The organism is Actinomadura fulvescens (assembly GCF_039533225.1).
In the GTDB taxonomy this organism is placed as follows: domain Bacteria; phylum Actinomycetota; class Actinomycetes; order Streptosporangiales; family Streptosporangiaceae; genus Spirillospora; species Spirillospora fulvescens.
This window is the reverse complement of record NZ_BAAATD010000001.1, coordinates 1,057,159-1,069,640: the sequence shown is the minus strand read 5'-3', so window position 1 is coordinate 1,069,640 and position 12,482 is coordinate 1,057,159. Positions and strand designations below refer to the sequence as shown.

Annotated in this window: 9 protein-coding genes; all 9 read right to left on the bottom strand. The window is 73.4% G+C overall.

Going from position 1 to position 12,482, the window contains the following annotated elements; translation table 11 throughout:
• Positions 1–157: 157 nt before the first annotated feature.
• The 9 genes from ABD333_RS05040 to ABD333_RS05000 all read right to left on the bottom strand — a co-directional run bounded on the left by ABD333_RS05040 (position 158) and on the right by ABD333_RS05000 (position 12,467).
• A complete protein-coding gene (locus ABD333_RS05040; protein ID WP_344538081.1) occupies positions 158–907 on the bottom strand; it encodes a cell division protein FtsQ/DivIB in 750 nt (249 codons plus the stop codon).
• Between the two features lie 27 nt (positions 908–934).
• Positions 935–2,368, bottom strand: coding sequence for a UDP-N-acetylmuramate--L-alanine ligase (murC, locus tag ABD333_RS05035; RefSeq protein ID WP_344538856.1), 1,434 nt, complete (start codon positions 2,366–2,368; stop codon positions 935–937).
• 80 nt (positions 2,369–2,448) lie between these two features.
• Positions 2,449–3,546 carry an undecaprenyldiphospho-muramoylpentapeptide beta-N-acetylglucosaminyltransferase gene (murG, locus tag ABD333_RS05030; protein ID WP_344538079.1) on the bottom strand — a complete coding sequence of 366 codons (1,098 nt, stop codon included), beginning with the start codon at positions 3,544–3,546 and terminating at the stop codon, positions 2,449–2,451.
• Between the two features lie 37 nt (positions 3,547–3,583).
• The gene (gene ftsW / locus ABD333_RS05025) at positions 3,584–4,840 is read right to left on the bottom strand and encodes a putative lipid II flippase FtsW (protein WP_344538078.1); all 1,257 of its coding nucleotides are present in this window, start codon (positions 4,838–4,840) and stop codon (positions 3,584–3,586) included.
• Positions 4,841–4,845: 5 nt separating this feature from the next.
• On the bottom strand, positions 4,846–6,237 hold the full coding sequence (gene murD / locus ABD333_RS05020; protein WP_344538076.1) for a UDP-N-acetylmuramoyl-L-alanine--D-glutamate ligase: 1,392 nt from the start codon (positions 6,235–6,237) through the stop codon (positions 4,846–4,848).
• On the bottom strand, positions 6,219–7,280 hold the full coding sequence (gene mraY, locus ABD333_RS05015; RefSeq protein WP_344538074.1) for a phospho-N-acetylmuramoyl-pentapeptide-transferase: 1,062 nt from the start codon (positions 7,278–7,280) through the stop codon (positions 6,219–6,221). Before mraY ends, murD begins: the two co-directional genes overlap by 19 nt.
• A complete protein-coding gene (locus ABD333_RS05010; RefSeq protein ID WP_344538072.1) occupies positions 7,273–8,673 on the bottom strand; it encodes a UDP-N-acetylmuramoyl-tripeptide--D-alanyl-D-alanine ligase in 1,401 nt (466 codons plus the stop codon). The genes mraY and ABD333_RS05010 overlap by 8 nt, the downstream gene beginning before the upstream one ends.
• Positions 8,670–10,220 carry a UDP-N-acetylmuramoyl-L-alanyl-D-glutamate--2,6-diaminopimelate ligase gene (locus ABD333_RS05005; RefSeq protein WP_344538071.1) on the bottom strand — a complete coding sequence of 517 codons (1,551 nt, stop codon included), beginning with the start codon at positions 10,218–10,220 and terminating at the stop codon, positions 8,670–8,672. The genes ABD333_RS05010 and ABD333_RS05005 overlap by 4 nt, the downstream gene beginning before the upstream one ends.
• 90 nt (positions 10,221–10,310) lie before the next feature.
• Positions 10,311–12,467: a peptidoglycan D,D-transpeptidase FtsI family protein gene (locus ABD333_RS05000; RefSeq protein ID WP_344538069.1), complete on the bottom strand. Its 2,157-nt coding sequence runs from the start codon at positions 12,465–12,467 to the stop codon at positions 10,311–10,313.
• Positions 12,468–12,482 lie beyond the last annotated feature (15 nt).

Below are 12,482 nucleotides of genomic sequence, written 5' to 3'. Positions count from 1 at the left end.
GTGCCCCATCGGGCGTCCGGAATCGCCGCGACACACGCACGGGACCGGACTCACCGAACGGACTCATGCGAGATCGCCGCGCCCGCGGTGCCCGTACGCACCGGCCCTTCACCACACACCGGTCACCGCACCCGGTTCCGCCCTCCGAGGCGGAGGTTCAGCGCGTGGTCACCACTTCCGGTGAGCTCACGTCGATGGTGCGGGCGGACCGGCCCGCCGCGGTGCGTTCAAGGGCGTCGAAGAGGCGCAGCTTCTCGTCGGAACGTTCGGCGGAACCCCAGACGACGGTCAGGCCGCCCGCCAGGCGCAGGGTGACCGACTCGGGGGTGGGGGCCTCGACCTCGGCCAGCCGCCGGTCGAGACGATCGGGCAGAGCGTCCACGACGCGGAGCGCCGCGAGCGTGGAAGGATCGGTCGGGCCCGGCGCGGTCGCGGTCAGGCCGGGCAGGCGGCCGGGGCGGGCCGGGGTGTCGGTGATGACCACACCCTGCCGGTCGAGCTGGTAGAAGCGCCCGGCGCGTTCGACGCTGACGAGCGGGACACGTTCCCGGACGACGATCCGCACCGTGCCGGGCCAGTGCCGTTCGACCCGCGCGGACTCGACCTCGCGCAGCTTCTCCACGCGGGCGCGGACCGAGCCGGTGCCGAGGCGGACCATGGGACCGCCGAGGCGGATGCCCGCGGCGGCCACCACACGGTCGCGTGGCGCGAGCTTGGTGCCGGTGACCTCGACGTGGCGGACGACCAGCAGGCGCGAGCCGAGCAGGACCCAGGCGGCGGTGCCGAGCAGGCCGACGACGAGGAGGCCGACGACGAGCGCCTTCCAGCGGCTCGGCCGCGGGGGCGCGCTCTGCCGCCTGGCCTCGGGCCGGTTCGCCGCGGGATGACTCGTCTCGGTCTCGGTCATGGCCCCAGCATGACCGTGCCGCGGCCGTCAGGCCGGGAGCCCACGCCGGGCGAGCCGTTCGAGGATCATCGGGCCGAGGCGCGTGACGTCGCCCGCGCCGAGCGTGATGACGACGTCGCCCGGACGGGCGAGCGCGGTGACGGTCGCGGCGACCTCGTCCCAGACCGGGGCGTAGACGGTCTCGGTGCCGGCCGGGACGGCGTCGGCCACGAGACGGCCGGTGACGCCGGGCTCGGGGTCCTCGCGGGCGCCGTAGACGTCGAGCACGACGGCGACGTCGGCCAGGCCCAGCGCCGCGCCGAACTCGGCGGCGAAGAAACGGGTGCGGCTGTAGAGATGGGGCTGGAAGACCGCGACGATCCGGGCGGCGCCCGTCTGGCCGACGTAGTCGCGGGTGGCCTCGAGATCGGCCGTGAGCTCGGTCGGGTGGTGGGCGTAGCTGTCGAAGACCTCGACGTCGCCCGCCGTGCCCTTGGGCTCCAGGCGGCGCATCGCCCCGCCGAACGCGGCGAGCCCCGCGAGCACGTCGGCCGTGTCGCGGCCGAGCGCCCGCGCCACCGCGACGACGGCGGTGGCGTTGAGCGCGTTGTGGCGGCCGGGGACCGCGAGCGACACCTCGCGCGGCTCGTCGGCTCCGAGCCCTTCGATCTCGAAGCGCGAGCCCAGCCCGCGCGGCGTGAAACCAGTCACGCGGAGGTCGGCGTCCGCCGCCTCCCCGTAGGTGACGACGGTCAGGCCCCGCTCGCGCGCCTGCTCGGCCAGCTCCATCGCGACGGCGTCGTCGGCGCCGGCGACGAGCGTGCCGCCCGGCTCGATCCGGTCGACGAAGCGGGCGAAGTTCTCCTTGACCTTCTCGAAGCCGCCGTAGTTGTCGAGGTGGTCGGCCTCGACGTTGGTGATGATCGCGATCTGCGGGGCGTACCTGAGGAACGAGCCGTCGCTCTCGTCGGCCTCGGCCACGAAGACGTCGCCGGTGCCCTCGTCCGCGCCGAGGCCGGTGGTGACGAGCTGGCCGCCGATGCAGTAGGAGGGATCGGCGCCCGCGTGCTGCAGCGCGACGGTCAGCATCGAGGTCGTCGTGGTCTTGCCGTGCGTGCCCGCCACCGCGACCGCCCGGCGGCCGGCCATGAGCGAGGCCAGCGCGGCCGAGCGGTGGAGCACGCGCAGGCCGCGCTCGCGGGCGGCGACGAGCTCGGGGTTGGTGTCCCGGATCGCGGTGGAGACCACGACCGTGTCGGCGTCGCCGACGTAGGTGGCGTCGTGGCCGACGAACACCTTGGCGCCGAGGTCGCCGAGCTGGGCGAGCAGGTCGGAGTCGCGCGCGTCGCTGCCCGAGACGGCGATGCCGCGCTTGAGCATGATGCGGGCGATCCCGGACATGCCGGCACCGCCGATCGCGATGAAGTGGACCGCTCCCAGCTCGTCGGCCGGCACGATCTCATCGGGACTGATCAGATTCATCCGGTACCGCTCGTCCCCTCGTCGCTGCTTCACCCGTCGCAAGCGTGCTTGTGACCCTCACTAGCGTGCTAGTGACCCCCCTAGTGCTGCCGCCCTGACGCGCGCACCACGTCGTACACCATCTTGGCGAGCGCCACGTCGGCGTCCCGCCGGCCCATCCGCCCAGCCGCCTCCGACATGTGGGCCACCCGGCCCGGGTCGGCCAGCACGGGCAGCAGGCTGTGTGCGATCCACTCCGGCGAGAGCTCGGCGTCGTCGACGAGCAGCCCGCCCCCGGCGGTCACGATCGGCTCGGCGTTCAAACGCTGCTCGCCGTTGCCGATCGGCAGCGGCACGTAGACCGCGGGCAGGCCGACCGCGGTGAGCTCGGCACAGGTCATCGCGCCCGCCCTGCACATGGCCATGTCGGCCGCCGCGTAGGCCAGGTCCATCCGGTCACAGTACGGGATGGTGACGTATTGGGGGCCGCCGCTCGGGCCGGGCTCGGGCTCCTCGGTGTTCTTGGGCCCGACGATGTGCAGTACCTGGATGCCGGCCTGCCGGAACGCGGGGGCCGCGGCGACCGCGGCGCGGTTGAGCGACCGGGCGCCCTGCGAGCCGCCGAAGATCAGCAGGGTGGGAAGGTCGGGCAGCAGCCCGAAGTAGGAGCGGGCCTTGTCGCCCATCGCCAGCCGGTCGAGCGTGGCGATCTCGCGGCGCAGCGGGATGCCGACGAACGTGGCGTTCGGCAGCGGCGAGTCGGCGTGCGAGACGGCGACGTGGTCGGTGAAGCGGGCGCCGAGCTTGTTGGCCAGGCCCGGCTTGGGGTTGGCCTCGTGCACGATGATCGGCACCTTGCGCTTGCGGGCGGCCAGGTAGCCGGGGGTGGCGACGTAGCCGCCGAAGCCGACGAGGATGTCGGCCTGCGCCTGGTCGAGGATGTTCGCGGCCGCGTTGATCGCGCCGCGCAGCCGGCCGGGGACCGACAGCAGCTGCGGGGTCAGCGTGCGCGGCAGCGGCACCGGCGGGATCAGGGCGAGCTCGTAGCCGCGCTGCGGGACGAGCCGGGTCTCCAGGCCCCGCTCGGTGCCCAGGCAGGTGATCCCCACGTTCGGATCGTTGCGGCGCAGCGCGTCGGCGAGGGCCAAGGCGGGCTCGATGTGTCCGGCGGTGCCGCCGCCGGCCAGGACAACCCTCATGCTCGTTGACAACTCCTCATGGTGTCGATCAGGGGACTCAACGCCGTGCCAGGCCCAGCCAGCTTAGGCCCCGCGAGACCGGGCCGGGACCGCGTGCCGCCAGTGCCTGGCGCGCGCCCGGTTCCCTTTTGGCGAACGCCAGCAGAACGCCCAGCACGATCAAGGTCGGGATCAGCGCCGAACCGCCGTAGGAGACCAGCGGGAGCGGGATGCCCGTGATGGGAAGCACACCGATCACCGCCCCGATGTTGACGATCGCCTGCACCACCAGCCACGCGGTCGCCCCGGCGGCGGCGAGGCGGGTGAACGGGTCCTTCACCCGCCTGGCGATCCGCAGCCCGGCGTACGCCAGCAGCCCGAACAGGCCCAGCACGACGAGCGTACCGACGAGGCCGAACTCCTCTCCGACGATCGCGAAGATGAAGTCGGTCTCGGCGTGCGGCAGATAGTCCCATTTGGCGCGGCCCTCCCCCAGGCCGGTGCCGAACCAGCCGCCCGAGGCCACCGCGAACAGTCCCTGCCGCCCCTGGTAGTTGCTGGTCAGCTGGTTGCCCGCGGGGTCGAGGAAGCCGGTGAGCCGCTGCATGCGGTACGGCTCGACCACGATCAGGATCGCCACCAGCAGGCACACCAGCCCGGCGATGCCGACGAACAGCCGCCCGGGGGCCCCGACGACCCACAGCAGCGCCAGGAAGATCGTGAGGAGTACCAGGGTCGTGCCGAGGTCGTTGCCCAGCATCACCAGGAGCACCAGCAGCCCCGCGCCGGGCAGCAGCGGCACGAGCAGGGGACGCCATTCGGTGAGCTGGCCGAGCCGTTCCTTGCGGGCGAGCAGGTCGGCGCCCCACAGCACCAGGCCGAGTTTGGCGGGTTCGGACGGCTGGATCTGCATCGGGCCGAGGCTGATCCAGCGGGTGGCGCCACCCGCCGTACGGCCGAGGCCCGGCACGAGCACCAGGACCAGCCCGACGATGGACAGCAGCAGCAGGGGGTACGCCAGCGATCGGATCGCCTTGACGGGCATGCGGGAGGCGAGCCACATGCCGGGCAGCCCGAGCACCATCCACATCGCCTGCTTCTGGAACAGGGTGTAGGCAGAGCCGGTCTCCTGGAGCTGCTTGACGCTGGACGCCGACAGCACCATCGTGAGCCCCAGCGCCAGGAGCAGCATGGAGCAGCCCAGCACCAGGTAGTAGGAGGTGAGCGGGCGGTCCAGCAGCCCGACGGCGGCGACGACCTGCTCGCGCGGCCCGGCGCGGCCCGAGTCCTTCTTCTCGGCCGGTACGGCGGTCATGCCCGCTACCGTCGCTCGGCCAGCGCCCGCACCGCCGCGGCGAAGGCGTCGCCGCGCGCTCCGTAACTGGCGAACATGTCGAACGAGGCTCCGGCGGGGGCCAGGAGCACGGTGTCCCCGGGCTGTGCCAGGGCGGCGGCTTCACTCACGACGCGGTCCATCGCCCCAGTGTCGGTGTCCGGGACGTCGACGACCGGGACCTGCGGCGCGTGTCGCGCGAGTGACGCGGCGATTTGTCCCCGGTCGGCCCCCAGGAGCACGACGCCGCGCAGCCGGCCGGCGCACGACCGCACCAGCTCGTCGACGTCGGCGCCCTTCAGCAGCCCCCCGGCGATCCAGACGGCCGACCGGCAGGCGGCCAGCGAGGAGGCGGCGGCGTGCGGGTTGGTCGCCTTGGAGTCGTCGACGTAGTCCACGCCCTCGACCGTGGCGACGTGGGCGATGCGGTGCGGGTCGGGCACGAACGCCCGCAGCCCCTCCCGTACGGCCTCGGCGGGGACGCCGAAGGCCCGGGCCAGGGCCGCCGCGGCGAGCGCGTTGGCGACGTTGTGCGGCGCGAACGGCCGGACGTCGGACAGCGCGGCGAGCTCGGCCGCCTCGTTCGCGGGGTCGGGGACCAGCGCCCGGTCGACGAGCAGGTCCTCGACTACGCCGAGCTGGCCGGGCCGCGGAGTGCCGAGGGTGAAGCCGATGGCGCCGGCTCCGCCGAGCCGCACGGAGGTGGGGTCGTCGGAGTTGACCACGGCGATGGTGCCGGGCGCGTAGATCTTGCCCTTGTCGGCGGCGTAGGCCTCCAGGGAGCCGTGCCAGTCGAGGTGGTCGGGCGCCACGTTCAGCACGGCGGCGGCGAACGGCGCGACGGTGCTCGACCAGTGGAGCTGGTAGCTCGACAGCTCCACCGCGAGCACATCGTGCTTGTCGAGCACGGCCTCGACGATGGGGGTGCCGACGTTGCCGACCGCGAGCGTCCGGTGACCGGCGGCCTCCAGCATGCACGCGAGCATCCGTACCGCCGTGGTCTTGCCGTTGGTGCCCGTCAGGGCCAGCCACGGCGCCGCGCCGGCGAGCCGCCACGCCAGCTCCACCTCGCCGATGACCTCGATCCCGGCCCGCGCCGCGGCGGTCAGCAGCGGCACGTCCGGACGCCAGCCCGGCGAGGTGACGACGAGGTCGAGATCGCCGGGGAGGGTGTCGCCGTCGCCGAGCCGTACGGTGACGCCGTGGCCGGCCAGCTCGGCGGCGTGGCCGCGGAGCGCCTCGTCGTCGCGGCCCTCGACGGCCGTCACGCGGGCGCCGCGTCCGGCGAGCACCCGGGCGGCGGCGCGGCCGGACACGCCGAGCCCCGCCACGCAGACCCGCAGGCCCTCCCAGGGAGAACTCACCGCTTGGGCATCCATTCCAGGTAGAACAGGCCGAGGCCGATCGCGACGAACAGCGCCGACATCAGCCAGAACCGGACGACGATCGTGGTCTCGGCCCACCCTGACAGCTCGAAGTGGTGCTGGAGCGGCGCCATCTTGAAGACCCGTTTGCCGGTCATCTTGAAGCTGCCGACCTGGATGATCACCGACATCGTGATCATGACGATCAGGCCGCACAGGATGGCCAGCAGGAACTGGGTGTGGGTCAGGATCGCCAGGCCGACCAGCACGCCGCCCAGCGCGAGCGAGCCGGTGTCGCCCATGAAGATCTTGGCGGGCGGGGCGTTCCACCACAGGAAGCCGAACACGCCGCCGAGGACCGCCGCCGCGACGACCGCGAGGTCGAGCGGGTCGCGGACGCTGTAGCAGCCGGGGGCGAGGCCGTAGTCGTAGCAGCTGTTGCGCAGCTGCCAGTTGCCGATGATGACGTACGCGGCGAGCACCATCCCGGCCGGGCCGGCGGCCAGGCCGTCGAGCCCGTCGGTGAGGTTGACGCCGTTGGACATCGCCGCGATCAGCAGCAGCGCCCACACGACGAACAGGTACGGGCCGATCGAGGGGCCGAAGTCGCGCAGGAACGACAGGTGCGGGGACGCCGGGGTGATGTCGTACCCGTTGGGGAAGTTGAGGGAGGCGATCGCGAAGACGACGCCGACCACCACGATGCCGACCATCTTGGCGCCGCTGCGCAGGCCCAGGCTGCGCTGCTTGAACACCTTGATGTAGTCGTCGACGAAGCCGACCAGCCCGAGGCCGGTCATCAGGAAGAGCACCAGGAAGCCCGAGACGGTCGGGATCGACCGGGTGGCCAGGTGCGCCGCGGAGTAGCCGACCAGCGAGCCGACGATGAACACCGTGCCGCCCATGGTGGGCGTGCCGCGCTTGTTGAGGTGGGCCTCGGGGCCCTCCTCGCGGATCATCTGCCCGTAGCCCAGCCGGTTGACGATGCGGATCCACACCGGCGTGCCGACCATGACGAACACCAGGGCCACGCCGGCGGCGATGATGATGTTAGTCATGTGTCGTCTCCCCGAGGAGGCCGGCGGCGACCCGTTCCATCCCGGTGACGCGAGAGCCCTTCACCAGCACGACGTCCCGCGGCCGGAGCCGCTCCCTGAGCGCGGTCAGCGCCGCGCCGACGTCATCCACCTGTACGCACTCTCCCGTCCATGACCCCACCTGCCCGGCCCCTTCGGCCATCGCCGCGGCCGCCTCGCCGACGACGATGAGGCCGGCCAGACCGCTGCGCGCGACATGCTGCCCGATCTTGGCATGTTCCGCCATGGAGGAGGCGCCCAGCTCCCCCATCTCCCCCAGCACCGCGAACGCCCGGCGGCCCCGGGCCATGTGGGCGAGCGTGTCGAGCGCGGCGCGCACCGAGTCGGGGTTGGCGTTGTAGGCGTCGTTGACGACCGTGACGCCGCCCGGCGTCTCGGTGACCTCCATCCGCCACCGGCTGGCCGGCTCGGCGGCCGAGAGCGCCTCGGCGACGGCGTGCGGCTCCATGCCGGTCTCCCGGGCCACGGCGGCGGCGGCCAGCGCGTTGGAGACCGCGTGGGCGCCGTGCAGGCGCAGCGCCACCGGCGCCGTGCCCTCGGGGGTGACCAGGGAGAAGCGGGCGCGGCCCGTGTCGTCCAGCCGCTCGTCGGCGGCCCGGACGGTCGCGTCCGGCGCCCGGCCGAACAGCACGATCTTGGCGGGGGTGCGGGCGGCCATGGCCCGCACGAGCGGGTCGTCGGCGTTGAGCACCGCCGTGCCCCGCCTGGGCACGGCCTCGACGAGCTCGCCCTTGGCGCGCGCGATCATCTCCTTGCCGCCGAACTCGCCGAGGTGCGCGGAGCCCACGTTCAGCACCACGCCGATGCGCGGCCGGGCGATGCGGGTGAGGTAGGCGATGTGGCCGGCGCCGCGCGCGCCCATCTCCAGCACCAGATGCCGGGTGCCGGCGTCAGCGCGAAGCGCGGTGAGCGGCAGCCCGATCTCGTTGTTGAACGAGCCGGGCGGCGCGATGGTCTCCCCGGCGTGGCGGACGAGCTGCGCGATCAGGTCTTTGGTGGAGGTCTTGCCCGCCGAGCCGGTGACCCCGATGACGGTGGTGTCCGGCAGCCGGGCCAGCACGCCCCGGGCGAGCAGGCCGAGGGCCTTCTGGACGTCGTCGACGATGACGGCGGGCCCGTCGGGCGGCCCGTCCCACCTGCGCTGCGCCAGCACCCCGGCGGCGCCCGCGGCCAGCGCCGCGGCGGCGAAGTCGTGCCCGTCCACGCGCTCGCCCTTGAACGCGGCGAACAGCGCGCCGGGCTCCACCGCGCGCGAGTCGATGACGACGGGACCACCGACAACGGTCTCGGGCCGCTCCGTGTGGAGAACCCCCCCGGTCAGCTCCGCGATCGTCGACAGCGGAAGCGGAATCACGCCTGCGTCCCGTCCCCTCTCAGATTCTTCAGACCGCGCAGGGCCTCCCGGACGACCTCGCGGTCGTCGAACGGGAACACCTCACCGGCCACGTACTGCCCCTGTTCATGGCCCTTGCCCGCGACGACGACGACGTCGCCGCGCCGGGCCCGGCCGACCGCCAGCCGGATCGCCGCCGCACGGTCGGGCTCCATGACCAGGTGCGCGCGCTGGGGCCGCGGCACCCGGAGCCCGCCCTCGACCATAGCGGCGAGGATGGCCAGGGGATCCTCGGAACGGGGGTTGTCGTCGGTGAAATAGGCCATGTCGGCCAGCCGGGCCGCGGCCTCGCCCATCAGCGGGCGCTTGCCGCGGTCACGGTCGCCGCCGCAGCCGAGCACGATGACCAGACGGCCCTCGGTCACCGGACGCAGCGAGGTCAGCACGGCCTCGACGGCGCCGGGTTTGTGGGAGTAGTCGACGAGGACGACGAAGTCCTGTCCCTCGTCGACCCGTTCCAGGCGGCCCGGCACGCCCGGGAGCGAGCCGACGCCGGTCACCGCCGTCTGCAGCGGGATGCCCGCCTCCACCAGGGCGACGATCGCGGCGAGCGCGTTGGCCACGTTGAAGGGCCCGGCGAGCTGGACGGCCGCGTCGGCCTCGATGCCGCCGGGACCCACGACCCGGAAGACGCTGCCGTCGGCGCCCAGCCGGACGTCGTCGGCCCGCCAGTCGGCGGCCGGGTCGCCGGAGGCCGAGAACGTGGTGACGGGCACACCGGCCTCGTCGACCAGCCGGCGGCCGTAGTGGTCGTCGAAGTTGACCACGCCGACGCGGCTGTAGGCCGGGGTGAACAGCCTCGCCTTGGCGGCGAAGTAGTCCTCCATCGTCGGGTGGTAGTCCAGATGGTCCTGCGAGAGGTTAGTAAAGATCGCCACTTCGTAGGCGGCGCCGCCGACGCGGCCCTGCTCCAACGCGTGGCTGGAGACCTCCATGGCCGCGGCCCCGACGTCCCGCTCGCGCATCATCGCGAACAGCGCGTGCAGGTCGGTCGCCTCGGGGGTCGTCAGCGCGCTCGGCACCCTGCGGTCACCGATCCGCATCTCCACGGTCCCGACCACGCCGGTCTCGATCCCGGCCGCCCGCAGCCCGGCTTCGAGGAGGTAGACGGTCGTGGTCTTGCCGCTGGTGCCGGTCACGCCGATGAGCGTCAGGTCGTCGACGGCCCGGCCGTACACCCACGCGGCGGCGTCGCCGAGCCGCGTCCGCACCTCGTCCACCACGAGCACCGGCAGGCCGGTGCGGGCCGCGCGGTCGCGCCCGGCGGGATCGGTGAGGATCGCGGCGGCGCCGGCCTCGGCGGCCTGGGCCGCGAACTCCGCGCCGTGGGCGCGGGCACCGGGCAGCGCCGCGTACAGGTCGCCGCGCAGCACCGCCCGTGAGTCGTGCGTGATCCCGGTCACCGCGGCCGATGCCGGGTCCGCCGCCGGCAGGTCCGCGACCGTCTCGGCGCCCAGCAGCGCGGCCAGCCCCGTCAGCGGACGGGCCGGGTTGGTCGTCGGGCGCATCGCGTTTCTTTCGCTACGGGACATCTGGGTGGGCGGTGGGAGAGGTGGCATCGGTGCTGGACTCACGGCGAGAGAGCGTACTCGCTGCGGTCAGTCGCGGGCGTAGATCTTGATGGTCGGCGCTTTGCTCCCCGTCGGCGGAATCTTGCGAGTCTGCAGGGCGAAGCTCATCACGTCCTTGAAGACGGGGGCCGCGACATCGCCACCATAGTGGCTTCCCCGCTTCGGAGCCTGCAGGACGACCTGGACGACCAGCTGCGGGTCGTCGGCGGGCGCGAATCCGGCGAAGGAGGCGGTGTAGCCGCCCCCCGTGTAGCAGCCGCACTCCGGATTGACGATCTCGGCGGTGCCGGTCTTGCCCGCCACCCGGTAGCCGTTGATGCGGGCCTTGGGCGCGGTGCCGTCGGCGGTCGTGACGCCTTCCAGCATGTCCCTGATCTCGCGGGCGGTGTCCGCGCTGATCACCCTCCGCTGCTGAGGCGGCGGGGCGGCGGTGAAGGACTTGTCCTCGCCGATGGTGCCCGCGATCAGCTGCGGCGTGACGCGTACGCCGCCGTTGGCGAGGGTGGAGTAGACGCTGGCCATCTGCAGGGCGTTGACCGAGACGGTCTGCCCGAACGCGATCGGATAGCGGTCGGTGCCGGACCACTTGTAGGGCGGGCTGAGCTGGCCGGCCGTCTCGGCGGGCAGGCCGACGCGGGTCGGCTCGCCGAACCCGAACGCGCGCAGGTAGCGGTAGAGCGTGTCCTGCGTGATGCGCTCGCTGGCCAGGATGGTGCCGACGTTGCTCGACTTGGCGAGCACGCCCGCGAAGGTCAGCCGCTCGGTGGGGTGCCTGCTGGAGTCGTGGAAGACGCGGTCGGACCGGCGGATCGAATAGGGCACGACGAACTCGGTGTCGGGCCGTACGCCGCCCTGCTCCATCGCCGCCGCGGCCGTGATGACCTTGCCGGTGCTGCCGGGTTCGAACGCCTCCTGGACGATCGGGTTGCCCCACGTCGACGACGGCGACCTGGCGTAGTTGTTGGGGTCGAAGCCCGGGGCGGACGCCATCGCGAGGATCTGGCCGGTGCGCGGGTCCATGACGATCACACTGCCGTTGCGCGCCTGCGACGCCCTCACCCGGGCCTCGATCGCCCGCTGCGCCTTGTACTGCAGGTCGCGCAGCAGCGTCAGGCGCAGCCCGCGGCCGGGCACGGGGGGCCGCTTCTGGTCCTCGCCCATCGGGATGTGCTGGCCCTCCGGGCTGATCTCGATCTTCTGCGCGCCGTTGCGCCCGGCGAGCTGCGCGTTCATGGCCGATTCGAGGCCCGCCGCGCCGTCGCCCGCGCGGTTGACGAAGCCGACGACGTCGGCGGCCAGCGTGTCGTTGGGGTAGTCGCGGCGGTATTCGGGCAAGGTGCCGATGCCGAGGAACTTCAGCGCCGTCACCAGCCGCGCCTTGTCGGGCGGCACGCCGTGCGCGAGGTAGACGAACCGGCTGCCCGGCTTGCTGATGACCCGCATCACCTCGGCCGGCGGCAGCCCGAGGATGGGCGAGATCGCGGCGACGATCGCCTGCCGCTTCTCCGGCTTGATGACGTACGGGTCAGCGAAGATCGCGCGTGCCTCCACCGTCATCGCGAGGGGGTTGCCCTGCGCGTCGGTGATGTCGCCGCGGACGGCGGGCAGGACGATGTCCTGGAGCCGCTGCTCCATGGCCAGCTCGGTGTACTTGCCCGACTCGATCGTCTGCAGCTGGACGAGCCGTCCCGCGAACAGCGACAGCACGAACGCCACGACGAGCAGCCCCACGTTCAGCCGCTTGATCGGGTCACGGCGGTGGAAGGGGACGCGCGGCCGCTGCGGGCGGCGCGGCGGTGGCCGCCTGCCGCCGGAACCCGAACCGGCGGGGCGCGTGCGGCGCCCCTCGCCGGGCCTGGTGCCGCCCTTGCCCTCCGCGGCCTTCCGCGGCGGAGCCGTCCTCCCCGCCTTGGCGGGGCTCGCCGCCCGGCCCTCGGGCTGCGTGCCCGTCTTGCGCGGCGGCGGGACGGCACCGCCCCGGCCCGTCCGCCGGGACGAACCGCGGTCTTTGCCGGACCGCGGCGGGGTGGACGGGCGCGGGGGGTTACCGGTTTGACGCCCGGACGCGCGCGCCGCGCCCGGGCCGCTCTTCTCGTCACGGCCCGGGGCGCCCTTGGGGCCGCGCCCTTGGGGGCCGCGCCTGCCGGGGGGCGGTCCCGCCGTTCCGCGTCCCGGCCGTGTCATGGCGTGCTCCGCTCG

Excerpts from the sequence above, each read along its gene's own strand:
- ABD333_RS05040 (WP_344538081.1), bottom strand. The coding sequence starts at position 907 with ATGACCGAGACCGAGACGAGTCATCCCGCGGCGAACCGGCCCGAGGCC.
- murC (WP_344538856.1), bottom strand. The coding sequence starts at position 2,368 with ATGAATCTGATCAGTCCCGATGAGATCGTGCCGGCCGACGAGCTGGGA.
- murG (WP_344538079.1), bottom strand. The coding sequence starts at position 3,546 with ATGAGGGTTGTCCTGGCCGGCGGCGGCACCGCCGGACACATCGAGCCC.
- ftsW (WP_344538078.1), bottom strand. The coding sequence starts at position 4,840 with ATGACCGCCGTACCGGCCGAGAAGAAGGACTCGGGCCGCGCCGGGCCG.
- murD (WP_344538076.1), bottom strand. The coding sequence starts at position 6,237 with ATGGATGCCCAAGCGGTGAGTTCTCCCTGGGAGGGCCTGCGGGTCTGC.
- mraY (WP_344538074.1), bottom strand. The coding sequence starts at position 7,280 with ATGACTAACATCATCATCGCCGCCGGCGTGGCCCTGGTGTTCGTCATG.
- ABD333_RS05005 (WP_344538071.1), bottom strand. The coding sequence starts at position 10,220 with ATGCGCCCGACGACCAACCCGGCCCGTCCGCTGACGGGGCTGGCCGCG.
- ABD333_RS05000 (WP_344538069.1), bottom strand. The coding sequence starts at position 12,467 with ATGACACGGCCGGGACGCGGAACGGCGGGACCGCCCCCCGGCAGGCGC.